The organism is Pseudoxanthomonas sp. USHLN014, from assembly GCF_037153335.1.
In the GTDB taxonomy this organism is placed as follows: Bacteria; Pseudomonadota; Gammaproteobacteria; order Xanthomonadales; family Xanthomonadaceae; genus Pseudoxanthomonas_A; species Pseudoxanthomonas_A winnipegensis.
Genome location: NZ_JBBCKO010000006.1, coordinates 22,197 through 45,928, shown reverse-complemented (window position 1 = coordinate 45,928; position 23,732 = coordinate 22,197). Strand labels below are relative to the sequence as shown.

At 62.5% G+C, this 23,732-nt stretch carries 24 protein-coding genes; 22 read left to right on the top strand and 2 right to left on the bottom strand.

Annotated features, from left to right (window positions below; genetic code table 11):
* Positions 1 to 4 precede the first annotated feature (4 nt).
* The 22 genes from WFQ05_RS11985 to WFQ05_RS11880 all read left to right on the top strand — a co-directional run bounded on the left by WFQ05_RS11985 (position 5) and on the right by WFQ05_RS11880 (position 22,583).
* Positions 5 to 619, top strand: a complete 615-nt coding sequence (locus tag WFQ05_RS11985) for a hypothetical protein (RefSeq protein WP_337053991.1) — start codon at positions 5 to 7, stop codon at positions 617 to 619.
* Complete coding sequence (locus WFQ05_RS11980) at positions 619 to 2,109, top strand: hypothetical protein (RefSeq protein ID WP_337053988.1); 1,491 nt, start codon at positions 619 to 621, stop codon at positions 2,107 to 2,109. Before WFQ05_RS11985 ends, WFQ05_RS11980 begins: the two co-directional genes overlap by 1 nt.
* A 146-nt stretch (positions 2,110 to 2,255) precedes the next feature.
* Complete coding sequence (locus WFQ05_RS11975; RefSeq protein ID WP_337053987.1) at positions 2,256 to 4,067, top strand: hypothetical protein; 1,812 nt, start codon at positions 2,256 to 2,258, stop codon at positions 4,065 to 4,067.
* Between the two features lie 203 nt (positions 4,068 to 4,270).
* Positions 4,271 to 5,047, top strand: a complete 777-nt coding sequence (locus WFQ05_RS11970) for a hypothetical protein (protein ID WP_337053985.1) — start codon at positions 4,271 to 4,273, stop codon at positions 5,045 to 5,047.
* A 2-nt stretch (positions 5,048 to 5,049) separates the two neighbouring features.
* Positions 5,050 to 5,979 carry a hypothetical protein gene (locus tag WFQ05_RS11965; RefSeq protein WP_337053984.1) on the top strand — a complete coding sequence of 310 codons (930 nt, stop codon included), beginning with the start codon at positions 5,050 to 5,052 and terminating at the stop codon, positions 5,977 to 5,979.
* 3 nt (positions 5,980 to 5,982) lie between these two features.
* Entirely contained in the window at positions 5,983 to 7,098 is a 1,116-nt protein-coding gene (locus tag WFQ05_RS11960) for a hypothetical protein (protein ID WP_337053982.1), read from the top strand.
* Complete coding sequence (locus tag WFQ05_RS11955; RefSeq protein WP_337053981.1) at positions 7,095 to 7,517, top strand: hypothetical protein; 423 nt, start codon at positions 7,095 to 7,097, stop codon at positions 7,515 to 7,517. The genes WFQ05_RS11960 and WFQ05_RS11955 overlap by 4 nt, the downstream gene beginning before the upstream one ends.
* A gap of 763 nt (positions 7,518 to 8,280) precedes the next feature.
* Positions 8,281 to 8,550: a hypothetical protein gene (locus WFQ05_RS11950; RefSeq protein ID WP_234852596.1), complete on the top strand. Its 270-nt coding sequence runs from the start codon at positions 8,281 to 8,283 to the stop codon at positions 8,548 to 8,550.
* Between the two features lie 43 nt (positions 8,551 to 8,593).
* A complete protein-coding gene (locus WFQ05_RS11945) occupies positions 8,594 to 10,264 on the top strand; it encodes a type IV secretory system conjugative DNA transfer family protein (protein ID WP_337053980.1) in 1,671 nt (556 codons plus the stop codon).
* Positions 10,265 to 10,697: 433 nt separating this feature from the next.
* Positions 10,698 to 11,120: a hypothetical protein gene (locus WFQ05_RS11940; protein ID WP_337054184.1), complete on the top strand. Its 423-nt coding sequence runs from the start codon at positions 10,698 to 10,700 to the stop codon at positions 11,118 to 11,120.
* 67 nt (positions 11,121 to 11,187) lie between these two features.
* Complete coding sequence (locus WFQ05_RS11935) at positions 11,188 to 12,075, top strand: type IV secretion system protein (RefSeq protein WP_337053978.1); 888 nt, start codon at positions 11,188 to 11,190, stop codon at positions 12,073 to 12,075.
* A complete protein-coding gene (locus tag WFQ05_RS11930) occupies positions 12,072 to 12,857 on the top strand; it encodes a TrbG/VirB9 family P-type conjugative transfer protein (protein WP_337053976.1) in 786 nt (261 codons plus the stop codon). Before WFQ05_RS11935 ends, WFQ05_RS11930 begins: the two co-directional genes overlap by 4 nt.
* A complete protein-coding gene (locus WFQ05_RS11925; RefSeq protein ID WP_337053975.1) occupies positions 12,854 to 14,077 on the top strand; it encodes a TrbI/VirB10 family protein in 1,224 nt (407 codons plus the stop codon). Before WFQ05_RS11930 ends, WFQ05_RS11925 begins: the two co-directional genes overlap by 4 nt.
* On the top strand, positions 14,077 to 15,138 hold the full coding sequence (gene virB11, locus WFQ05_RS11920) for a P-type DNA transfer ATPase VirB11 (protein WP_337053973.1): 1,062 nt from the start codon (positions 14,077 to 14,079) through the stop codon (positions 15,136 to 15,138). Before WFQ05_RS11925 ends, virB11 begins: the two co-directional genes overlap by 1 nt.
* Before the next feature lie 202 nt (positions 15,139 to 15,340).
* Positions 15,341 to 16,174: a lytic transglycosylase domain-containing protein gene (locus WFQ05_RS11915; RefSeq protein WP_337054183.1), complete on the top strand. Its 834-nt coding sequence runs from the start codon at positions 15,341 to 15,343 to the stop codon at positions 16,172 to 16,174.
* An 80-nt stretch (positions 16,175 to 16,254) separates the two neighbouring features.
* Entirely contained in the window at positions 16,255 to 16,665 is a 411-nt protein-coding gene (locus WFQ05_RS11910; protein WP_337053972.1) for a TrbC/VirB2 family protein, read from the top strand.
* 3 nt (positions 16,666 to 16,668) lie between these two features.
* Positions 16,669 to 16,980 (top strand): VirB3 family type IV secretion system protein, encoded by a 312-nt coding sequence (locus WFQ05_RS11905; protein WP_130519931.1) that lies wholly within the window; start codon positions 16,669 to 16,671, stop codon positions 16,978 to 16,980.
* 64 nt (positions 16,981 to 17,044) lie between these two features.
* On the top strand, positions 17,045 to 19,504 hold the full coding sequence (locus WFQ05_RS11900) for a VirB4 family type IV secretion/conjugal transfer ATPase (protein WP_337053971.1): 2,460 nt from the start codon (positions 17,045 to 17,047) through the stop codon (positions 19,502 to 19,504).
* Positions 19,505 to 19,544: 40 nt separating this feature from the next.
* Complete coding sequence (locus WFQ05_RS11895) at positions 19,545 to 20,291, top strand: hypothetical protein (RefSeq protein WP_286577056.1); 747 nt, start codon at positions 19,545 to 19,547, stop codon at positions 20,289 to 20,291.
* A 57-nt stretch (positions 20,292 to 20,348) separates the two neighbouring features.
* Entirely contained in the window at positions 20,349 to 21,455 is a 1,107-nt protein-coding gene (locus tag WFQ05_RS11890) for a type IV secretion system protein (protein WP_286577057.1), read from the top strand.
* 104 nt (positions 21,456 to 21,559) lie between these two features.
* Positions 21,560 to 22,072 (top strand): DUF4189 domain-containing protein, encoded by a 513-nt coding sequence (locus WFQ05_RS11885; protein ID WP_286577058.1) that lies wholly within the window; start codon positions 21,560 to 21,562, stop codon positions 22,070 to 22,072.
* Between the two features lie 160 nt (positions 22,073 to 22,232).
* Positions 22,233 to 22,583: a DUF4189 domain-containing protein gene (locus tag WFQ05_RS11880; protein ID WP_165402905.1), complete on the top strand. Its 351-nt coding sequence runs from the start codon at positions 22,233 to 22,235 to the stop codon at positions 22,581 to 22,583.
* A gap of 13 nt (positions 22,584 to 22,596) precedes the next feature.
* On the opposite strand, the gene WFQ05_RS11875 is transcribed toward WFQ05_RS11880, so the two are convergent.
* Positions 22,597 to 22,938, bottom strand: a complete 342-nt coding sequence (locus tag WFQ05_RS11875) for a lipid-A-disaccharide synthase N-terminal domain-containing protein (protein WP_130519944.1) — start codon at positions 22,936 to 22,938, stop codon at positions 22,597 to 22,599.
* A gap of 3 nt (positions 22,939 to 22,941) precedes the next feature.
* Complete coding sequence (locus WFQ05_RS11870) at positions 22,942 to 23,664, bottom strand: glycosyltransferase family 2 protein (RefSeq protein WP_130523487.1); 723 nt, start codon at positions 23,662 to 23,664, stop codon at positions 22,942 to 22,944.
* Between the last annotated feature and the right edge of the window lie 68 nt (positions 23,665 to 23,732).

Here is a 23,732-nt window from a genome sequence, read left to right as displayed (position 1 = left end):
CTACATGTCCAGCAAGAACAACAAGAAGGCGAACAGCAAGTCCCAGGGCGCCTACGATCAAGCCTACATTTCCAATTCGCAGAACCTGCAGCCCTACATGGATGCGGGCACCAATGCACTGACCCAGCTTGGGCAGCTTAATTCGGGCAACTACAGCAGCTTCCGGGAATCGCCGGACTACCAGTGGACCCAGCAGCAGGGATTGCAGGCTCTTGACCGCAGCGCGGCTGCCCGTGGCTCTCTCTACTCGGGCGGCCAGACGGCCGACGTGCTGAAGTACTCCCAGGGCCTGGCCTCCCAGCAGTACAACAACTATTACAACAAGATCGCTGGGCTGGCCGGGCTAGGGCAGTCCGCCGCTAGCGCCCTGGCGGGGGTCAACAACACCTATGCCAACCAGACGGCTGCAACTGCCCAGAACAACGCGTCAAACAGCAATGCCCTCGTCGGCCTGCTTTCTGGTGTTGGCTCCAACCTGCTGAGCAGCTACGGGAACACCCGGACCAGCAGCTACGACGCGCCCGCAACAGCCGCCTCTACTGGCAATTACGGCTCATTCAACCCCAATGTCGCCGGCTGGAATAGCGGACGCCTCTACAACTTCGGAGGTTACTCCTGATGGCAAACGCCCTTTCCGACTTCATCGGCGGTTTTCAGGCAGGCGATGCGATCACCTCTCAGCAGCGGCAGCAGCGCAACCAGAACATGTTGACGCAGTTGGCGCCGCAGGTCATTGCGGGCGACCCTGCAGCCTACGCGCAGGCCGCTGCTGTAGACCCCCAGGCCGCCCAGTCCTACGCCGGCGCGGGGGACAACTTGGCACTCAAGGCGCGCGGCGCGGCCAAGTACCTGCAGCAGGCCTTGCAGTCCGGCAACCCAACCCAGATCAACGCTGCCCGCCAGACCATCAAGCCCTTCATGGACACGCTAAAGCCGGGCACGTCCTACCCGCTGGACATGGACCCACAGCAGGAGATGGCCGGCGTCCAGGCGTTTCTGGCGCAGACCGAGCAGCTGGACCCCACGTTCAAGGCGGGAGCGCCTACCGGATTCCGCGAGTTCCAGATGAAGGCAGCAGCCGCCGGACTGCAGCCGGGCACGCCGGAGTACCAGAACGCAGCCAAGATCGCGCTTGGTCAGGAGGCACGGCAATCGTCCGCCGCCATCGGCTATCAGAAGATGAACATCGACGGTCGAGAAGTGCTCGTGGCTACCGACCCTAGGGGAATCGGGTCTCAGATAGTCGGCAGCGGCACCAGCTATGGCACGTTCAACAAGCCTGCTACAGCCGGTCAGGGTGAATCGGCGGTCAAGATCAGCATCGACGGACTGCCGCCGGAGACGCAGCAAGAGCTTGCGAACACGATTTCTGCAATGCAAGCAGCGAACCTGCCTCAGAGCGCTATCGACTCTGTGCTGCAGATGGCCGCTGCGCGCGGCGCCCAGAGCATGGGCAACAATCCGTTCGCCGGGCGCCCGCAAGAACAACAGGCCGCGGCGACCGAAGCCGCTAAGCAGTCGGTGCAACTCCAGTACCTACCCCAAGAGCTTGGCATGCGGACCGATGCAGCTATCCGCCAGGCCGGCGGAACTGCGCAGGCCCAGGCAGCGACGAAGCTTGCAGCCGAGCAGCAGGAGCAGCAGCAGACGCGCGCTCGCGACGCGCGCGACACGCTCTCGTTGCTCGATCAGGCGGAACAGCTTCTGCCAGGCGCCACTGGCGGCCGTGCTGGTCAATTGGGCGACGCTGCCGCAGCGATGTTCGGTGTTTCGACGCCTGGCGCGCAGGCAACAGCTCAACTCCAGACAATCGCCGGCCAGCTCACCTCAAAGATGCCACGCATGCAAGGCCCGCAGTCTGACCGCGATGTGCAGCTTTATCAGCAGATGGCGGGCGACCTGGCCAATCCTCAGGTTCCTGTAGCCACGCGTCAAGCCGCACTGAGGACGATTAGGCAGCTAAACCAAAAGTACGCCGGTAGCGGCCAACAGCGAGTAGATCCGGTTAGCCGAGGCGTACCAACCGCCCCACAACCCGGTCAAGTAGAAGGTGGCTACCGCTTTAAGGGCGGCGACCCCGCCGACGCGCGCAGCTGGGAGAAGCTTTGATGCCTGGGCCGTGGGAGAAGTACCAGCAGCAGGCGGCGCCGCAAGGCCCTGCGTCTGTCCCCGGGCTGCTTGAGGCGGGAAACATCGACCTCAACGCGCGTCCAGTCGTGCACAACGCAGATGGCACAATTTCCACAGTTCGCTCCATGTCCGCCAACTTCGACGGACGCGAGGTGTTGCTGCCCACCGTGAGCGAAGATGGCCGAATCCTCAGCAATGAGGAGGCCATCGACCTGTACCGGCGCACCGGCCGGAATCTGGGCGTGTTCGACACGCCAGAACACGCGACGGCTTACGCCAAGGAGCTGCACAACGCCCAGGCCGCCCAGTATGTCCCCGCCGAGGATACGCCCAAGCCGTGGGAGAGGTACGCGCGGCCTGGTGGCGATTCGGCCACTGAGCCGGTGCCGAACCCCACTGACTCGATGACCACGAGTGAACGCGTCCGTGCCGGCGCTGGCAAGGCATTCAACGACACGTTCAATGGCATCAGGCAGCTTGGCGCGATGGGCGCCACCTCTGGCGCTTCCTCGCTTTCGGACTCTCTGCGCTCCATCGGCCTAGATGGCCTAGCCGACACGGTTGGTCAGAGCGTCCTCGTTCCCGCTGTTCAGTACGGCCAGCGCGTGCAGTCCGACATCGATGAGGCGAAGCGGCTTGATGCGCCGTTGATGCGAACGGGTGCGGGCCTGACAGGCAACATGGCGGGGAACGTTGCACTCACCTTGCTACCGGCGGGTGAGGCCGGCGTCGCTGCACGCAGCCTTGGAACTGCCGGCAGGATCGGCGCCTCAGCTGCCACAGGCGGGGCGTTGTCAGCTATGCAGCCCGTGGCAACCGGCGATAGCCGAGGCCAGAACGCGCTCATCGGGGCTGCTCTTGGCGGCGCAGGACAGGCTGTCGGTAGCGCCCTGGGCGCCATGGGGCAGCGGGCACTTGCATCTGTCGATCCCATCCGACAACGGGCCATCCAGGTCGCGCAGGAGCAGGGAATCCCGCTGCACCTATCGCAGATCTCGGAATCGGCGCCGGTCAAGGCGATGGCGAGCATGGCGCAATATCTCCCGTTCTCGGGCGCCGGGAAAGCGGCACAGAGCCAGCAGGCTGCTTTCAACCGGGCGGCAGGGCGCACCTTTGGGGCCGAGGCTGACCAACTTGGCGACGAGGTCATGCGGGGCGCTCGCCAGCGTTTGAGCCAGCGGTTCGAGGACATCTACGGACGGAATGACATTCCTCTCGGCCCTGAGGCCATCACCAAGCTCGCCGACGTGGTGAACACCACCGGACGCCGTCTAACGAAGGACGAGGCCAGCGTTGTAGCCAACCAGTTCGACGACATCCTTCAGGAGCTGAATCAGTCAGGCGTTCTGACCGGCCAAAAGTACCAAGCGCTCCGCACCCAGATCATGAAGGCAGAGGGGCCGGATAAGGTCGGCCAGGCCGTTGGCGAACTGCGGCGGCAGCTGGACGACATCGCCGCCGAGGCGGTCGGGCCGAACGATTCTGCCGCCCTGAAGCAGCTGCGCAGTCAGTGGGCGAACTTCAGGACGGTCGAGAAGGCCCTGAGGCAGGTTGCCGGCGCTGGGGGCGACGTGAAGCCCTCGGCCCTGTGGCCGCTAGTGCGGAATGGCAGCACAGCGGAAATGCGCGATCTGGCGCGCCTTGGTCAGACTGTCATGAAGAACCCCGTGCCGGATAGCGGGACTGCCGGGAGGCTGGTCGCCACCAATCTTCTTGGGTTGGGCGGGGCAACTGCGGGTGGCCTTCCCGGTCTCGCTGGACTGCTGCTGGGTGGGGCCACGGTCGGCCGGGCATTGAACAGCAATGCGCTCGCGCGCCTGGCGGCGACTACGAGCCCAGTGCCTGCGCTTAACGCGCTAGCTCGGCTTGCCGCCCCTGCTGCCGCTGGAGCCGCTCCCGTCGCCGCTGCCGCCTCCCAAAGGGAAAAGGTGCCGTAGCAGGTGCTTGCCAAGCGCGCGCTCGTAGGCAGCTTGGTGCTTCGCCTCAGCTTTCGCGATCCCGCGCAGTCGTAGTTTTACCCATCCCGCTGCCGCGATTGGCGTCAAAACAGCGGCAATGGCATAGCCAAGTTCCATAGCGCCTCCCTCAGATTCGCCCATCCTACCCCGCTCCGGCGGGGTTTGCTTTTTCTGGAGATCCCATGTCCTTCAGGTTCTATAACCCCGCGCCGGTCTTCTTCGACCTTTTAGGCCTGCAACCGGCGGCCGGCGGCAGCCTGACGTTCTACGCGCAAGGCACTACGACGCCGAAGGGCACGTGGTCCGACTCGGACCTGGCGGTCGCGAACACCAATCCAGTGCTACTGGACAGCTCTGGCCGGACGAATACCAATATCTGGTGTGATGGCGCCTATACGGTGGTGCTCAAGGACGCTGACGGCACCTCGATCTGGACGCGGGACTTCGACTCAGGGCAGGGTTCTGGCGCGGCTATCCCGGCCCTGGACAACGGCAAGTTCCTGACCAATGACGGCGCCAACCTGCTCTGGCAGAGCGTCTTGCAGCCCCCGGATCCGACCGGTTCGGCCGGCAAGGTTCTAGGCACTGACGGCAGCAACCTGATCTGGCAGACGCTGCCAACGATCCCGGCGCTGCCAATCGTCAACAGCTCCAGCTCTGACAAGATCGGGACCCTACTGATCCAGTACGGAAACGCCAGCGCTCCATCATCCGGCTTCCGTCAAACATCAGCGAACGTGACCTTTACGACGCCTTACGACTCAGCGCCCTTCATCGTCGAGGTCGTCCCGCGCAACGCAAGCCACACCTCTGGCGGCCAGATCGGCGTGCCGGCGATTACGGCCAAGAGCGCCACCGGCTTTACCGTGCAATTCGACTCAGATGACTTCGGACAGTCCAACGCGAGCTTCATCAATGCGCTGCCCTTCGATTGGGTTGCGTTCGGACGCAAGGCGTAATCGTGCCCAGTGCGGCGCTCCCCAGGGCGCAATCCGCCATCGCCGACCAGTCTGGCCGGCCAACGCGCGAGTGGTACACCTACTTCCTCGAGTTGCGTGACAGCGCCGGACTGACACCCGCGCAGCAACAGCAGTTGGACGACCTGGCAGCGCGGGTTGAGGCGCTCGAGGGTAATGGAGGGAGTGGCGGCACGATCCAGGGCGTCGGCTCGATCATCACTTATGGCGCGCCTCCAGGAATCATCCAGATCACCTTGGAAGGTGACAGCGACGCCCCAGGTAATACGTGGTACTACGGAACCGGACCAGATGGCACGCGGGCGTGGTACTCGCTCGCAGACGGCTTCTCCGTTACCGCCGACCTGACGAAAGCGGTTGACGGCACAACGGGAGTAACCACCTACGGTCTAGCCGACCTAGCCAATAGCGGCGCGGGCGCCTTGTTGGCGATCACGCGCGACGCCAAGGGTCGAGTCCTCGGCACACGGTCCGCAACCATCACCGGCACCACCGGACAGATCGACGTGGCGAACGGCACGGCAGCTGCGGGGCTCCCCACGATTTCACTAGCCGACCTCGCAAACAGCGGCACCGGGACTGCGATCTACAAGACGACGCGCGACGCGAAGGGACGCACAAGCGGGCAGGTCGCTGCGGTCACTGACGACCTGCCAGAGAGCGGTTCTCCAACGAACCAGTGGTTCACCAACGCGCGCGCCGATGCGCGCATCGCGCTACAGAAGGGCCAGCCCAATGGCCTAGCTACGCTCGGCGCGGACGGCAAGGTGCCCGCCTCCCAACTCAACATCCCACGTAAGGTGCCGGCCTACCTGCGCGCGGGCACTGCATCACCGATCCCCCTCAACAGCGACAACACCGTGCCGGCAAAGCTGCGCAACGGAAACGCTTCCAACATTCCAGTGCAGGTCTAAGCGATGACCATCCAGTACCCGCTGAAATTCACCAAGTCGGGCGGCGCAGCAACGGGCTTCCAGGAGTTCGAGCCAGGCGATCAGATCACGCAGGACCTGATCGCATCGCTGATGGGCAGAAATCGCATCATCAACGGTACATTGGATATTTGGCAGCGGGGAACTAATTTCAATTTCGGCGCAAATCAGCGTGGCTATACAGCTGACCGCTTCTTCGCCCGATCTGACGATTCAGGCTCGATTGCGATATCGCGAGTGGACGTTCCAACCAACGCCAACGCCGCGTTAAGTCCCTTCAAGTCTTATTTCTCGGCGCAAGTTAGTGCTGGCTCTGGTGCGGCAACGCGGCAGGTTGTCTCCTACCCCATCGAAGGAGTTAAGACATTATCTGGCGGTAAAGCTGCACTGAGCATTCTGATGTGGGCCGACGCCCCAAAGAACGTTGGTGTGCAGCTATATCAAGGATTCGGCGGTGGCGCGTCCCCCAACTACCTTACACCCCAGGTTATCTCTCTCACAACTGTGCCCACGCGGTACACGCTGGTCTTCGATGTGCCGTTGGTGACGGCATCTTTCGACAGTACCAGCCGCCTACAGGTGGTTTTCTATCTTTCGGCGGGTAGCAACTACAACGCCAACTCAGGGGCTATCGGCTTCCAGAGCGGCACGTTCAATTTCACCGGGTTGCAAGTAGAAGGCGGGCAGGCGGCTACCGATTTCGATTTCCGCCCGCACGCTCTTGAGCTGTTGCTGTGCCAGCGATACTACGAGAAGAGCTTTTTGGCCGAAACGGCCCCAGCCGCTAACGTTAATTCTCCTCAATACATTTCGAGCGCCTTTTCAAGTACGGTTTCTCGCCTGTGGGTCCCCTACAAGGTGACAAAACGGGCCCCGGCAGCTGTCACTATCTACAGGGATTCCACGAGCTCAACCGGTAGCGCCTCGGCAGCCAACCTATTTAACGTAGGCGCAGGCGCGTGGCAGGCCGCTAATTCTGCAACTAGCGTAAGCGGTGCTCGCCATGATGGATTCTTTTGCGATCCAGCTTTGGCATGGACAGGCGCTGCGAACCAATCCTTGTTGGCCGCCTTCAATTGGACAGCAGACGCGGAGCTATGAGCATGTATCGATTAACAGAAGATCCCGACACCGTTATCCGCCTGGAGGATGGCACCTCTATCCCCCGCGGCCACCACTGGTGGGACGACTACGAGGAGTGGCTGGCTGCGGGCAACACGCCCGAGCCGGCGATCGACACCGGGCCGACGCTGGAGCAACAGGTTGAAAAGGCCATCGACCAGTTGCTCGACAAAACAGTCCAAGCGCGTCGCTATACCAACATCGTGTCCTGCGTGAGCTACATCGGCAGTAGCAATGAAACCTTCGCCGCCGAGGCGCGCGCCGCGAGCGACTGGCGCGATGCCGTGTACACCCGTGGCTATGAGCTGCTTGCTGATCCACCCGCAGGCGTCACGACTGTGGATCAGGTGCTAGCGCTGCTGCCGCAGGCAGCCGAGTTCGGCTGGCCGGATGGCTGATCGATCCAAGCTATAGCCCGCTCAGCGATCACTGCCGGCACCGGCTCCCCGCGCCTGACATAGCGATCTGGCAGCCGGCGCAGGATCGCCTCGGCCTCGGACGCCAGCATCTCGCGCGGGACGGCGACCCAGCCATGACCGTGGCACTCCGGGCAGAACGGGTCCTGCAGGTTGCACCCCGGGCAGGCCCAGAAGTCCCAGGCCTCGCGGGGCAGGAAGACGCCCTCGCGGCAGTGGTAGCAGGGGATGCCGGCTTGGTCCAGCGTGATACACCGGCGGCCGCAGGCGTCGCACACGGCGGGCGCGCCCTTGATCCACGGTGGCTGGTCTGGTCTGGATCTTCGGCCCATGCGGGGCAGGGTACGCGGGGCGGTCGCAGGGGGTGAGAAGGGTGACCCCAAACTGACCCCACAGACGCGCTAAGTCGTTGAGCCAGCAAGACCACGATTGATCGCGCTGGATCACCTTAGTCATTGATCTTCTTGATCTTCCGTGACCTTGACATGGTAGGGGTCACAGGTTCGAACCCTGTACCGCCCACCACCTCCTGCCAGGGGCAGGCTGGTGAAGATGAAACGGACCGGGCAGCGCCCGGTTTTTTCATGTCTGGCGCCAGGTTGCCAGATGAAGGTATGCCGATCCTGGGGCGTCCGCCTGGGCGATGCGCAGCCTGCCGCGACCTAAGGCCCTGGGGGGCGAAGGTGGCCTCGTCACGCCGGGATCGCTTAGGATCGCGCTCTCGGACCTTCGAGGAGCGCCAGGGATGGAATACCGCCACACCCTCCTGCAGAAGCACGGCTATCAGGTCGTCGCCATCACGCGCGATGCGGACCCGGCCTATGCGCCGGACGAGGTGATCGGTTACGCGGTGGTGACCGACTCGGGCGCCAAGCTGCGCGAGGAGACCTCGCTGGAGCAGGCACGCCTGTACATGGAACAACTTATCGAGGACGAGCAGCCGATCCGCGCCGACGATGCGCGTCCGCGCCGGCGCAAGTCGGTGCGGCCCAAGACGGCCCGATTGATCCGTTGATGATTCGCGCCGCGCGCGGGCGCGGCTTCAAGGAGGAGTGCGCTTGAGCAAGGGGAAACTTGGGTTGGCCGTCGTGTTGACGGTGCTGGCCGCGGCGGCGGGGCTGTACCTGTCCGGCTATGTGACGATGGCGCTGCTCAAGGTGCATGCGCCGCTGCACTGGAACACGTATGTCGAGTACATCCAGGCGCTGGGTGATGCGCGCTATCGGCCTTACGCGGGCAAGATCAAGGCGGCCGGCTGGATCGGTTTCGGCGCGGTGCTGATCGTGTATGTCCTGATCCTGGCGCTGCTGTTCAAGGGAAAGCGGCAGTCGCTGCATGGCGATGCGCGCTTCGCCAATGCCGGCGACCTGAACAAGCACAAGATGCTGCAGCCCTCGAACACCGGCATCATCGTCGGCAAGTTCGGCGGCAAGCTGGTGCGCTTGCCGGGGCAGCAGTTCGTGATCCTGGCCGCGCCCACGCGTTCGGGCAAGGGCGTGGGCATCGTGATTCCCAACCTGCTCGATTACGCCGAGTCGGTCGTGGTGCTGGACATCAAACAGGAGAACTTCGAGCTGACCAGCGGCTGGCGCAGGTCGCAGGGGCACGAGGTCTACCTATTCAACCCCTTCGCCGAAGATCGCCGCACCCATCGCTGGAATCCGCTGACCTACGTCTCGCGCGACCCGGCCTTCCGCGTGTCCGATCTGATGAGCATCGCGGCCATGCTGTATCCCGATGGCGCGGACGAGCAGAAGTTCTGGGTCAGCCAGGCACGCAACGCCTTCATGGCCTTCGCGCTGTTCCTGTTCGAGAATCATGACGACGAAGTCGCCACAGGCTTCCCGTTCTCTTCCGGCCCGCCGACGCTGGGGCGCATCTATCGCCTGTCCTCGGGCGATGGCACGGATCTGAAGGCCTATCTGCGCGGCCTGGCCTCGCGCAAGTTCCTCAGCGACAACGCGCGCTCGGCTTTCTCCAACCTGCTGTCGCAGGCGGATGAGACCTTCGCCTCGATCATGGGCACGCTGAAGGAGCCGTTGAATGCCTGGATCAATCCGGTGCTGGATGCAGCCACGTCCGGGGACGACTTCCTGCTCACCGACCTGCGTAAGAAGAAGATGAGCATCTATGTCGGCATCCAGCCCAACAAGCTGGCCGAGAGCCGACTGATCGTGAATCTGTTCTTCAGCCAGATCATCAATCTCAACACCCGCGAGTTGCCGCAGAACAACCCCGAGCTCAAGTACCAGTGCCTGCTGCTGATGGACGAGTTCACGGCGATCGGCAAGGTCGACATCATCGCCTCCGCCGTGTCGTACATGGCCGGCTACAACATCCGCCTGCTGCCGATCATCCAGTCGATGGCGCAGCTGGATGCGGCCTATGGCAAGGACGTCTCGCGCACCATCATCACCAACCATGCGTTGCAGATCATCTACGCGCCGCGCGAGCAGCAGGACGCCAACGATTACTCGGAGATGCTGGGCTACACCACCTTCAAGCGGCGCAACATCACCCGCGGGCGTGAAGTGACGCGCAGCGTTTCGGAGGAGCGGCGCGCGCTGATGCTGCCGCAGGAACTCAAGGCGATGGGATTCGATCAGGAGGTCTTCCTGTACGAAGGCATCGCGCATCCGGTCAAGTGCGAGAAGATCAAGTACTACAAGGAGCGCTACTTCACTGCGCGCGTGATGGACAAAGTGGATGTGGAGCGCATCACAGTTTGATGCGCGCATCGCGTTCCGTTATGGCTTGTGAAGGACAGATGAAGCTGTGCTGAATCCTTGACGCACCCGTCAGGTGCACGTTAGCTTTACTGCACGGGGCACCTGGAGCGGAGTCCTTCCAGGTGGTGGTGGCCGCGGTGTTGCTTGCCGCGGCGGTTGTCGAACAAGGGGGCGGACAAGGGATGTCAGGAGATTCTTCAGCGCTAAGAGCGCAACGCGCAGGTTGTGCGCACAGTCGCATCGACAGGCCAGTCGAACAATGGCGTCGCGTTGATCGTATCGGTCAGGCGCGACGCACTGTCATCTTCAGATACTAGAAACGATCGATCGTCATTCCAGAGTGCGGATGGCGCGTCGTTTCTTGTGCGCCTTGTCCGGATTGCCCTTTACAGGAGTTGCCGTGTTGCAGCGGAACATCGTCAAACTTTCTTCGATGCTGGTCGTGTCGAGCGCGCTGCTCGTCGGATGCGGCACAACGCCGGCGCCTGACTTCAGTGGCAAGTGGCGTCCGATCAACAACTACTCCGAGACGCCGATCGAGATCCCGCTGTCGAGTACCTACATCTTCCAGGCCTCGCCGATGGACGGCACCCTGAAGACCATGCTCACCCGTTGGGCCAAGGACAGCGGCATGCAGCTGGACTATCGCTTCGGCTCGGATTTCACCCTGTATGGCCCGGTCTCGCAGATCGACACCACCGATATCCGCGATGCGGCCGCGCAGCTGACCAGTGCATACGGTCCACGCGGGATCGCGGTGTCGGTCGTAGGCAACAGGATCACGGTGACGTCGGCTTCCGCCGCGCCCGCTGCGACGACCGCACCGGCGGCCGCGCCGGCTTCCTCCAAGCCATGACGTTTTCAGCGGCGGTGTCCCATTCGGCGCCGGCATCCTCTATCCCCGACAGGCACAGCGTTCCTGCATGATTTCCCGAAAGAAAGAAGAAACGCCCAAGGTCAAGGCGGCCATCCAGAAGGCGGTGAACTACGAGCTCACCATCGCCGACATGGCCAAGCGCAGCGAAAAGCGCGCCTGGCAGGTCGCCACGGGTGCGATCGTCCTGTCGCTGGTGCTGGCCGGCGGCTATTTCATGCTGCTGCCGCTGAAAGAGCGCACGCCGTTCATCGTGATGGCCGATCCCTACACCGGCAATGTGCAGGCCAGCCGCCTGGTGCCGGATGTGATGGACAAGACCATCACATCCAACGAGGCGATCAACCGCGCCAACGTCGAGCGCTATGTGCTGGCCCGTGAGTCTTACGATGCGGACCAGACTTTCACACAGCTAGGCGGTTGGCGTCAGGTGAACGTGATGTCCTCCACGCCCGTGGCCAACGAGTACCGCGCGCTCTACAGCCGGAGCAATCCGGTCAATCTCATCGAGACCTACGGCCGCTTCGCCAGCATCCGCGTCAAGATTCTGAGCACGGTGCTGGTGCGCTCGCCGGACGGGCAGGGTTTCCGCGGAGCGACAGTGCGGTTCCAGCGCTTCAAGTACGACAAGAAGACTGGCCAGACCCAGCCGCTGGACAACAAGCTGGCCACGATCGATTACAGCTACAACAAGAACCTCAAGTTCGAGGATCAGGATCGCGTGATCAACCCGTTGGGGTTCCAGGTCACCAGCTATCGCGTCGACAACGACGCCGCCAGTCTCCCGCCCGCCGAAACGCCGGTGCCTGCCGCTGGCAGTGCGGCGGCGGCGCCTGGCCAGGTTGCTTATCCTCCCGTCGAGTCGACGCCGGCCAATGGTCAGCCGACACCGGCACAACCCTCCACCATTGAGCAGAACGGAGCTACCTCGCAATGAGTGCGCCACGTCGCGCCGGCGCGCTGCCGGTCTTCTTCCTGCTGCTGTCGGGCCTGTGTGCGTCGGCGTCCGTCGGGGCGCAGGTCATCGATCGCTACGAGTACAAGCCGGACGCGATCTACCAGGTCAGGACCGGGCTGGGCATCACGACCCAGATCGAGCTGAGCCCCAACGAAAAGATCCTCGATTACAGCACCGGCTTCAGCAGCGGCTGGGAGCTGTCGCGCCGCGAAAACGTGTTCTACCTCAAGCCGAAGAACACGGACGTGGACACCAACATGATGGTGCGCACGGCCACCCATTCCTACATCTTCGAGCTCAAGGTCGTCGCCACGGACTGGAAGGCGCTCGACCAGGCGCGCGCCGCCGGCGTGCAGTACAAGATCAGCTTCGTCTACTCGCCGGACACGCAGTTCGCGACCACGCCGGTGGCCGGGACGACGGCACCGAGCGAGCCCCCGGCGCAGATCGATCTGGGGATCGACAAGTCCCGGCGCTACTACTACGACTATTCCTACGCGACCCGCAGCAAGGCGCAGTGGCTGATTCCCACGACGGTCTACGACGATGGGCGCTTCACCTACGTCAAGATGAATGATGGTGTGAGCTTTCCCAGCGGAAACTTTCCCAGCGTCTATGGCCGGCAGGAGGAGCACGGCGAGGATTTCGTGGTGAATACCACCGTCGACAAGAACACGATCGTCGTCCATGGCACCTATCCCTATCTGGTGATCCGTCATGGACTGAACGTCGTTGGGCTGCGGAGGAATCAGCAGAAATGAGCCAGAACAACATTCCGCCCGAGCATCGCGACCCTCCCGGCGCAGGGGAGCCGCCGGAGGACCGGGGCAATCCGTATTTTTCCTCGGGCAGGCAGCCAGAGGTCGAGGATCTCGATAGCGCCGCGCCGAGCCTGCGTTCCGAGGAAGGCCAGCGCCTCAATCGGCGTGCGCTGCTGTTCATGGGCGCGACGCTGCTGCTGATTCTGGTGATGGCGGCGATGTTCCTGAAGATGTTCAACTCCGGCCAAGACAAGCCCGAGCCCACCCGGCAGGCGCGTGTCGAGCGGCCGCTGGTGCCGGACGCGCCGCAGGTCGAGCCCGCGCTGCCAGCGGCAAGCGCGGAGCCGGCGACGCCTGTGGCCCCGCTGCCGTTGGAAGAGCCGCAGGAGTTCGGCCGCGAGAACCTGGCCGGTGCCCGGCGCGAGCAGCGCCCGGCGGGTCCTTCGCTGGTGGAGCGCCGGATCGCCGACAGCGGCGCAAGCGTGGGCGGTAATGCTGGTGGTGGGCCGATGGGCGGTCCCGATGGCCTCGGCACCGCGCCGACGCCCCGGAACGGCGAGCCCGGGACGCAGCCGCCCATCCAGGCCCAGCTTGGCGATGTGTCCGCGGCGAGCTACCTGCAGAAGCCCGACACCCTGCTGCTGCGCGGCACCTACATCCGCTGCGTGCTGGAGACGCATATCGTCACCGACGTGTCCGGCTTCACCAGCTGCATCGTGACCGAGCCGGTCTATTCGGTGAACGGCAAGAGTCTGCTGCTGCCGAAGGGGTCGAAGGTCAGCGGCACCTACTCGGGCGGCGGCGGACGCACCAATCGCGTGGCCGTCGTGTGGGATCGCATCACCACGCCCACCGGGATCGACGTGATGATGTCGAGCCCCGGTGTGGACAACCTCGGCGGCGCCGGGCATCCGGGCGATCTGAATAACCACTGGGCCAGCAAGATCACCTCGGCGCTGATGATCAGCCTGATCGCCGATGCCTTCAAATACGAAGGCCAGAAGCATGGCCCGCAGCGGACCACGATCACCGAGAACGGCACCACCTACATCGAGCCGTACGAGAGCGAAACCGCGCAGGCCATGCAGCGCTTGTCCGAACAGATGATCAGCCAGCAGATGGCGCGGTCGCCGACGGTCACCATTAACCAGGGCACGGTCCTGAATGTCTACGTCGCCAAGGACGTGGACTTCTCGGGTGTGCTCCCAAGCTACCAGTGATGCTGGAGGGACGACTCATGGAAGGCGGTGTCACCGAAGGGCCGGTCGCCCAGGTGTCCAACGAGTTCCTCGACTATCAGTACGAGGTGCTCGGCATCCGTGAGTACATGTCGTCCCACGACGTGACCGAGATCTGCGTCAATCGGCCAGGCGAGCTGTATCTGGAAGGGCGCGACGGCTGGCGTCGGGTCGAGGTGCCGTCGCTGAACTTCGAGCGTGCCCGGCAGTTCTGCACCGCCGTGGTCAACGAGAGCAACACCGGCCAGCGCATCACCGATGCCGATCCGGTGGTGTCGCTGACTTTCCCGACCGGCCAGCGTGCGCAGTTCGTGATTCCGCCGGCATGCGATCCGGGCAAGGTCTCGATCACGATCCGCCTCCCTTCGCATCAGACGCGCACGCTCGATCAGTATCAGCAGGAAGGCTTTTTCGACCAGATTCTGGAAGGCAATGCCGGGCTCAGTGCGCACGACGAGGAACTGCTCGAGCTGCGCCGGCGCCGCGATTACGCCGAGTTCTTCCGCAAGGCCGTGCTCTACAAAAAGAACATCGTGGTGTCCGGCGCCACCGGCAGCGGCAAGACGACCTTCATGAAGGCGCTGGTCCATCACATCCCGCGCGATGAGCGTCTGGTGACCATCGAGGACGCGCGCGAACTCTTCATCGAGCAGCCCAATGTCGTGCATCTGCTGTACTCCAAGGGCGGGCAGAGCACCAGCAACGTGACCGCCAAGAGCTGCATGGAGGCCTGCCTGCGCATGAAGCCGGACCGCATCATCCTGGCCGAGCTGCGCGGCGACGAGTCGTTCTACTTCATCCGCAACTGCGCCTCAGGCCATCCCGGTTCGATCACCAGCTGCCACGCGGGCAGCATCGGTCAGACCTGGGACCAGCTCGCGCTGATGGTGAAGGCCTCGTCGGAGGGCGCGGGCCTCGAATTCAGCGTCATCAAGCGGTTGCTGATGATGACGATCGATATCGTGGTGCATATCAAGGCCCACGCGGGTGGGCGGCATATCACTGGGATCGATTTCACGCCGGACCGTGTTTTCACTGACTGACGACGCGGGCGACGGACCATGTTTCAAGCCAAATTTAGCGTGCGCTCCATCACGAAGGAGGAGGGATGAACGAATTGACATCGCCTTCGCGGCTGGCAGAAGATGCGGTATCGCAGATGTCGCGCCATGGATCGCGCGCCCGGCCCCGTGGGAAGCGGACAGATGGTGCCTACAGGCAAAGGAGGTGCGCATGCTTCCCTTCGTGGACATGATGCAGTGCCAAAACCTCGCGGTGCCCATGGACGTCATGCATCACGTGGTGCAGGTCGAGTCCTCGGCCAACCCCTATGCCATCGGCGTAGTGGGCGGGCGTCTGGTGCGCCAGCCACGTAATCTCGCCGAAGCGGTTGCGACCGCCGAGATGCTCGAAAGCCGTGGCTACAATTTTTCTGTCGGGTTGGCCCAGGTCAATCGCTACAACCTGCGCAAGTACGGGGTCGCCTCGTACGCGCAGGCATTCGATGGTTGCGTGAATTTGCGAGCAGGCGCGCGGATCCTTTCCGAGTGCCATGCGCGCGCGCAGGGAGACTGGGGTAGCGCGTTCAGCTGTTACTACTCGGGCAACTTCACGACCGGATACCAGCACGGCTACGTCCAGAAGATCTTCGCGTCCATCGCCGGTCAGCGCGCCGGGACAGATCCCGGCAACGCCATCCCGGTGGTGGCGAATGTATCGCCGTCGGCCTCTCGCGCCGGTTCGGTGGCGGACGCGCAAGCGCCGCTCTCGCGCCGGGTCGTGGGCCAGGACGACGGGCAGGAGACGCTTTCCAGGTCCGCCTCGCAGGATGTCGCTGCTCCTGTTGTGAGCGCGGCCCGCGATGTCGCCGCGTCTGCTGGTGCGGCCGCGCCTGGGCCTGCGCAGGCGGCGCCGTCGGCCAGCGGCGTGGTGCGATTGACCCGCAACGGGCCCGTCTTTCCCACGCCCCTGCAAGGCCAGAAGCCGGAGGCCGCGCCCGCCCAGGCGGCCGCGCCTCAAGTGGCCGACGCGGCTGGCAAGGCGCAGGGACAGGCCGGCGACAACGCATTCGTGTTCTGAGTTCCTGGCGCCGTTCTAGGGAACGGCGTCGATACCGGGGAGGCATTCCCCCATCCCACCCTCGAAGCAAGGAGAGTCACATGGAAAAGCAAGGCAAGTTGGTCTCGACCCGGATGACCGCAACGTGCAAAGGGCTGCTGAAGGCGGCGATTCTGTTTGGCGTGGTACTTGCACTTCCGGCTTTGGCCGATAACAGCGGTTACGACGATACCGCCAACAGCGTTTGCGGCTTCTTCGGTAGCGTGAACAACATCCTGACGATCGCCTCGATCGCGGTGGTGACCATCGCCGTCATCTTCGCCGGCTATCAGATCGCGTTCGCCCATAAGCGCATCGGCGATGTCGCCCCCATTCTGATCGGTGGTCTGTTGATTGGTGCAGCAGGTCAGATCGCCGCCATGGTCATGCCGAGCAACACGAACTCCGATAAGTGCATGAAGACCGGCGACACCGCGTCGATGATCGTGCTCCCGATCGACCATATCCGCTGATCCATGCAAAAGAACATCATGTTCCGCGGCTGCACGCGCCCGGCGATGTTCATGGGCGTGCCGTATGTCCCGTTCTTCATCGGGGCAGGCGGCACGCTGCTTTTCGCGATGTACAGCGGCAACCTGCTCTGGCTGCTGGCCTTGCCGGTGGTGATCTTCGTGATGCGGCAGATGGCCAAGCGCGACGAGATGATTTTCCGCTTGATGGGGCTGCGTCTGCAGTTCCGTATGCGGACTCGCAACATCCGTCACAACGACGGGCTTTGGGTGTTTTCGCCCAACCCGTACCGGAAGAAGCCTGCCGAGCGCGAGTAGGCAGTTCGAGTTTGTGCCAGGCGCCGATCGGCGCCTGGCAGTTGCAGTAAACCAGGAAGGTCCTATGTTCAACCCCGATTCGCCCGTCAGCGAGTTCATTCCCTATTCGAGCCATGTGGCGCAGTCCGTGGTCAAGACCACGGGCGGGGACTATCTGCTGACCTGGCACCTGGGCGGTCTGCCCTTCGTCGGCCGCGAGGAGTGGGAGCTGGAGCACCGGCACAATACGTTCAACCGGATGCTGCAGACCCTGCGTGCGCCGGACTTCGTGAACGTGGCGTTCTGGGTCCACGACGTGCGCCGCCGCGGCAGCATCCGCCAGCGCAGCACCTTCGCGCAGAAGTTCAACCAGCAGCTTTCGGACGATTACTTCGAGAGCCTGTCCAGCCAGAAGGTGATGCGCAACGAGATGTATCTGACGTTGCTGTATCGCCCCATCGTCGCCGGCAAGGCCTTCGTGGAGAAGAGTGGCGATCTGGATCGGTTGAGGGCGATGGAAGAACAGGCCGTGGCCAAGGTCCTGGAGCTGGCGGGCAACGTGGAAGCGGTGCTCAAGGATTATTCGCCGTATCGCCTGGGCATCTACGAAGCGCGCAACGGCATTGTGTTCTCCGAGACGCTGGAGTTCTTGGGCTACATCCTGAATCGCGTGACCGAGCCGGTGCCGGTGCTGGGCGCGTCCATCAAGGACTATCTGCCGGTCAGCAAGCATCTGTTCTCGGCCAAGACCGGTGATTACATCATCGCCACACCCAACGGCGAGAAGCACTACGGCGCGATCCTCAACGTAAAGGAGTATCCCGACGGCACCTTCCCGGGCATCCTCAATGGCTTGAAGTATCTGGACTTCGAGTACGTCATCAGCCATTCCTTCAGCCCGATGGGAAGGCACGATGCGCTAAAGGTGCTCGACCGGACCAAGGGCATGATGATTTCCTCCGGCGACAAGGCGGTCAGCCAGATCGCCGAGCTCGACCATGCGATGGATCAGCTGTCCTCGGGCAACTTCGTGCTGGGCGAGTACCACTTCGTGATGGCGCTGTATGCCGATAGCCAGGCGCAGCTGCAGCAGAACGTGGCTACCGCGCGGGCCGAGCTGTCCAATGCGGGCTTCGTTTCGGCCAAGGAGGACCTGGCGGTGACCGCCTCGTTCTACTCGCAGCTGCCGGCCAACTGGAAGTATCGGACACGGCCGGCCAACATCAGTTCGCTGAACTTCCTTGGGCTCTCGCCGCTGCACAACTTCGCCACGGGCAAGAAGGACAACAATCCCTGGGGCGAGTGCATCACGACGCTGCAGACCACCAACGGGCAGCCGTACTACTTCAATTTCCACGCCACGCATCCGGCGGAGAATTCGTTCGGCGAGAAGGCCATCGCCAATACGATGGTGATCGGCAAGTCGGGTACCGGCAAGACGGCCCTGATCAACTTCCTGTTGAGCCAGGTGCAGAAGTACACGCCGTCGCCGACGATCTTCTTCTTCGACAAGGATCGCGGCGCGGAGATCTTCGTTCGCGCGTGCGGCGGCAACTATCTGGCGCTGGAGAACGGCCGGCCGACCGGATTCAACCCCTTCCAGTGCGAGCGTAACGAGGCCAACGTCCAGTTCCTGGCCGATCTGGTCAAGGTGCTGGCCGGCAAGATCGCCTACACCGCGCGCGAGGAGGAGGACATCTTCCGCGCGGTCGAGAACATTCTGGATACGCCGCCGCACCTGCGGACGATGACCAACTTCCAGAAGAGTCTGCCCAACATGGGCGACGACGGATTGTACGCACGCATCCGCAAGTGGACGGCGGGCAATTCGCTCGGCTGGGTGTTCGACAATCCGGTGGACACCATCGATCTGCAGAAAGCCAACATCATCGGCTTCGACTACACCGACATCATCGACAATCCGGAGGTCCGCGCGCCGGTCATCAACTATCTCCTGCACCGCCTGGAGGAGTTGATCGACGGCCGTCCCCTGATCTATGTCATGGACGAGTTCTGGAAGATCCTGGACGGAAAGGGTGGGCTGAAGGAGTTTGCAAAGAACAAGCAGAAGACCATCCGAAAGCAGAATGGCCTGGGCATCTTCGCCACGCAGAGCCCCGAGGACGCGCTGGCGAGCGATATTTCCGCCGCGCTGATCGAGCAGACCGCGACCCTGATCCTGCTGCCGAATCCGAACGCCAGTCGCGAGGATTACATCGAGGGGCTCAAGCTCACCGAGGCCGAGTATCAGGTCGTCGTCAGCCTCGACGAGCGCTCACGCTGTTTCCTGGTCAAGCAGGGCCATGGCTCGGTGGTGTGCCAGCTGAACCTGCGCGGGCTCGATGATGCACTCTCGGTGATCTCGGCCTCCACCGACAACATCGAGATCATGCATCAGGTGCTGGCGCAGCGTTCGATGCAGCTGGAGAAGCCGGCGGCCGATCTGGCGCCAGAAGAGTGGCTTGAGCTGTTCTATGAAAACCGCAAAGGGTCTGGCAAGGGCGGGCGTGTCGCTCACCGCGCAGGCCGCAGCGCATTGGCATAACGACAATTCGATGAATCGTATCTCGATCCAAGGAGTTCCCATGAGCACGACCGCTATCCCTCTCCGCCGCCGATCCCAGCAGGCGCTTCGGGCGTGCGTCTGCCTCGGCCTCTTGGCAGCCTGTGCGCCGGCGTTCGCGCAATGGCATGTCACCGATGAAACAACACAGACCAAGATTGACAACCTGAAACAGGACGTCAATGAGCGGCTGGATAAGATTTACAAGCAAAGCCATGTGAAAAGCGATGCTTACGATACAAGTAAGAACAAGACGCTCAGCCTTCAGGATGATAACGACAGCAAGATGTCGGAGCGAAACGACGCTTCCGATGTGCAGTCGTCGCGCTGCCGTGTACAGCCCGATAACGCGGTCAGTACGGATCAAAATAAGATCTGTACGGACATGGTCACCAAGGAAGTGAAGCTCAACAACTACTTGGTGAAAATGCTCGAGCTGACCAAGAAGCGGCAAGAGGAGCTCAACGCGATTCTTCAGGAGCGCAAGCAAATCGATACCGGGGCGGAGACCGAGTTCGGCTCCCTCGAGTCCAACACCAATAAGCTCCTGGCGCTGCAGACGCAGATCCAGATCGATCAGATGAATCTGAGGCTGACCATGGACAGCTACAGTCGCTATTTCACCGATCAGAACGCCAAGTTGGCTGATCTGACGCGAGACCTTCAGCGCGGTAAAGGGTCGTCCTTTGTCGATGGCGCAGTCAGAAGCGCGCTCTTGACAGCGGCTTTGGCCGGCGCGCACCTATATCAGTCAAATGCGCAGGAATGATGCAAGTCATCTTGGCGATCGCGCGCTCGACGAAGTAGACAAGGACATCTCTTAGCCATGCCCGACTTTCTTTTCTTTCCTCTTATCTTCGAGTTCCTGCAGGAGGAGATCAATGGCTTCCAGTCCAGTCTCCTCAGCCGGTTCGCCGCGCTGTTCGGGATGCTGGCGCTCAGCCTGCTGACCATCTGGATCTTCATTCAGGGCTGGCGGGTGATGACCGGGCGTTCTCGTGAGCCGATGATGGCTCTGGTGGGGGACACGCTGAAGGCCATGCTCGTGATCGGCATCGCGACGGGCTTCGCGGGCAATTCGTCGGCCTTGTACAAGAGCCTGACCTCGGGGTTGGGCGAGGCCATCTACGGCATGGTGACCAACAACGCCGATCAGAGTAATAAGGACATGTTCGAGAGCATCAACGCGAGCCTGGATGCGACCTCGCTTGCGATGAATGCGCTGACGGCGGTCAGTTCAGCCCAGACCGGCGGCGATGGTGCGCTGGAAGGCGAGTCGGGGATGCTGCGGGTCATGGTGATGTTGGGTATCGGGGGGCCTGCGATCACGGGTGGCGCGATGGTGCTGATGTACGAAGTGGGAATGGCGCTGTTCGTCGGGTTGGGGCCGCTGTTCATTATTTGCCTGATGTTCGATGCGACCAAACAGTTGTTCTCTCGTTGGCTCATGTACGGTGCGGGGATGATGTTCTCGCTGGCGACGCTGTACGTGTTGTCGAACATCGCGATGAAGCTGATGATCACGGTGGCGGGCGTGCAGTGGGCGACGACGCAGTTCCAGCTAGCCAATCCGGCTGGGCTTCGAGAAGCAGCGATGCAGACAGCTGGACTGGGATTGATCCTCACGACAATGCTGATCACCTGTCCGCCAATGGCGGCCTCGTTCTTCCAGGGCATGCTGGCCAGCTTCAGCCCGTACTCGGCGATCAATGCCAATGCCCCGCAGAGTGGGCAGCCGGGCCCGAACGGGCAGCCGGCGGGGAGTTACATGCCGGCGCAGATGGGAAGGAGTTCTCAGCTCGATACCATCAAGAATGAACAAATGCAACAAGGGCGTAACGTTAATGTTCTTGGGTCAGGAAACTCAACGTTAACGGCGTCCTCTGGTTCGAAAGGTGCGCACCCGGATCCGCAGGGTTCTGGTCCCACATAGATTTATGTGTCAAGCGGTACATTACGGCCAGTGGGGATTCAGGTGGGATGGCATAAGTGTATTTCTCTCGGTCATTCGAGGTGATTTGATCGGAGGAGGGCGTAGTGAAGATCTTTGGAGTCTTGATAATAAATTGCGGACTTTTCTATTGTTCGCATGCTTTTGGCCAGGATGCTGTGCAACAGCAGCAGCAACAGCAGTTCCAGGCCGAACAGAATCGACTCGGGTACTACAACCAGCAAGGCAACGAGATTGCGTTGCCGCCACGGCCTGCAGGTAAATGGATCAAGACTTGGGGTGCGATTGCCAAGGATACTGTTGGAACTGAGGTTGGAGCATCTGTAGGCAAGTTAAGTAGGGGCGAAGCGGAGCAGGCAGCGCTCACCGCGTGCGCACAGGGCGGCGGCAGCAGTTGTAAGGCGCTATTTGCGTATCAAAACCAGTGCGTCGCCTACGCGACGGGTTTGCAGGCCAGCGGCAGGGCGTGGGAAGTGCAGTCGAGTGCTAAGAACATTGAGATTGCTAGCAGCGAGGCCCTAAAAGGTTGTGCCGAGAAGAGCTCTGATTGCAAGATACTTTATACGGACTGCACCGATCCGATCTTCCAGCGCTACTAAAGGTGCAAGATTTATGGCGCGATTGGGCCTGATTGCGGCACCAACGCTCATTGCGGCAGGCGCAGATGCACAGACGCGCTGTCCTGGCGGAGTCGCGGCCGGCTCAGTGTTGTGCCAGCCCGATCTCCCCCAAGCCGGCTCTGGTTCGGGAAGGACCATCGTGAAGATCGTCGGTCACTGGGACAAGACGTGGGGCGCGATTGCCGACAGCCCCAATTTGATTGGTGGCGTATCGACAGGCGAACTTTCAAAGCGGGCCGCTGAAAAACGTGCACTTGAAGCATGCGAGGAGCGCGGTGGGCGTTCATGCGTGGTGTCTTTCACTTATTTCAACCAATGCATGGCATTGATTGATCCTCAGATTCTAGGCACTAGCAATTTTGCTCAGACTGCTGGCTCGATCGAGCTCGCCAGTGAACTCGGCCTCAAATATTGCAGAGAGAAAGCCGGCCCAGGTGCGTCGTGCAAGGTGGTGTACTCCGACTGCACCATGCCCAAGTACAGGGAATAGGCATCTCCCGCGCCTAATGCGTCGCGCGATCGCGCTTCCAGCCGCGATGCTTGATGTCCAGGTGCAGGCTGTAGAGCGCGGTGAAGGCGGGGAAGAGGTTCTGCAGGACGCCGACCGAGTCCTGTTTGGCCGAGAAGATGAAGTAGGCCAGGGTCATCAGGCTGCCGACGACGCTCATGTACCAGAACAGGCGCGGGATCACCGGTTTGCCGGCGCGCTTGGAGGCGATGAACTGCACCAGCCAGCGGCCGCCGAACATCAGGGCGCCGGTGTAGCCGATGAGCTTCCAGCCGGTGATGTGGATGCCGGTCCAGAACAGGGCCTGGATCGGCTGGTCCAGCCAGTGGATTTCCATTCCTTAGAGTTCCTTCACCGCGGTGCGCTTGCTGCGGGCGATCAGCCACGCGACGCCGCGCAGGTCGCGGATGCCGACCAGGGCGCGCTGCAGGTTGTTGTATTTGGACACGCCGGCGCCGCGCGGACGATGGTTGACCGGCACGCTGATGGTCTTCCAGCCGGCGCGCTGCATCAGCGCCGGCAGGTAGCGGTGCATGTGGTCGAAGTAGGGCAGGTCGAGGAAGGCGTCGCGCTCGAACAGCTTGGTGCCGCAGCCGGTGTCCGGCGTGTCGTCATGCAGCATGCGCGCGCGGATGGCGTTGGCATAGCGCGAGGCCCATCGCTTGCTGCCGCTGTCCTTGCGATCCACGCGCCAGCCGGCATAAAGCTTCACCTGCGAATCGCCGGCGTCACGCGCGCGCAGCAGCTTGGGCAGATCGGCCGGGTCGTTCTGGCCATCGCCATCGAGCGTGGCGATCCACGGCGCGCGCGCGGCCTTGACGCCGGTGCGGATGGCCGTGCTCTGGCCGCTCTGCGTCTGGTGCTGCAGCACGCGCAGTTCGGGCACCTGCGCCTTGAGCGCCTGCAGCGTGGCAAGCGTGTCGTCGCGCGAATGGTCGTCGACGTAGAGGATCTCGAACGGCACCACGCCGCGCAGGGCGGCGACGATCTCGTGGACCAGGGGAGCGGTGTTGTCCCGCTCGTTGAAGACGGGCACGACGACGGACAGGGCGGGGTTCTGCATGGGGCGCATTATCCGGTTTTTGCCGGCGGGGGACGACTGGAACGCCGCCTGCGCGTGTCACCCGCAGG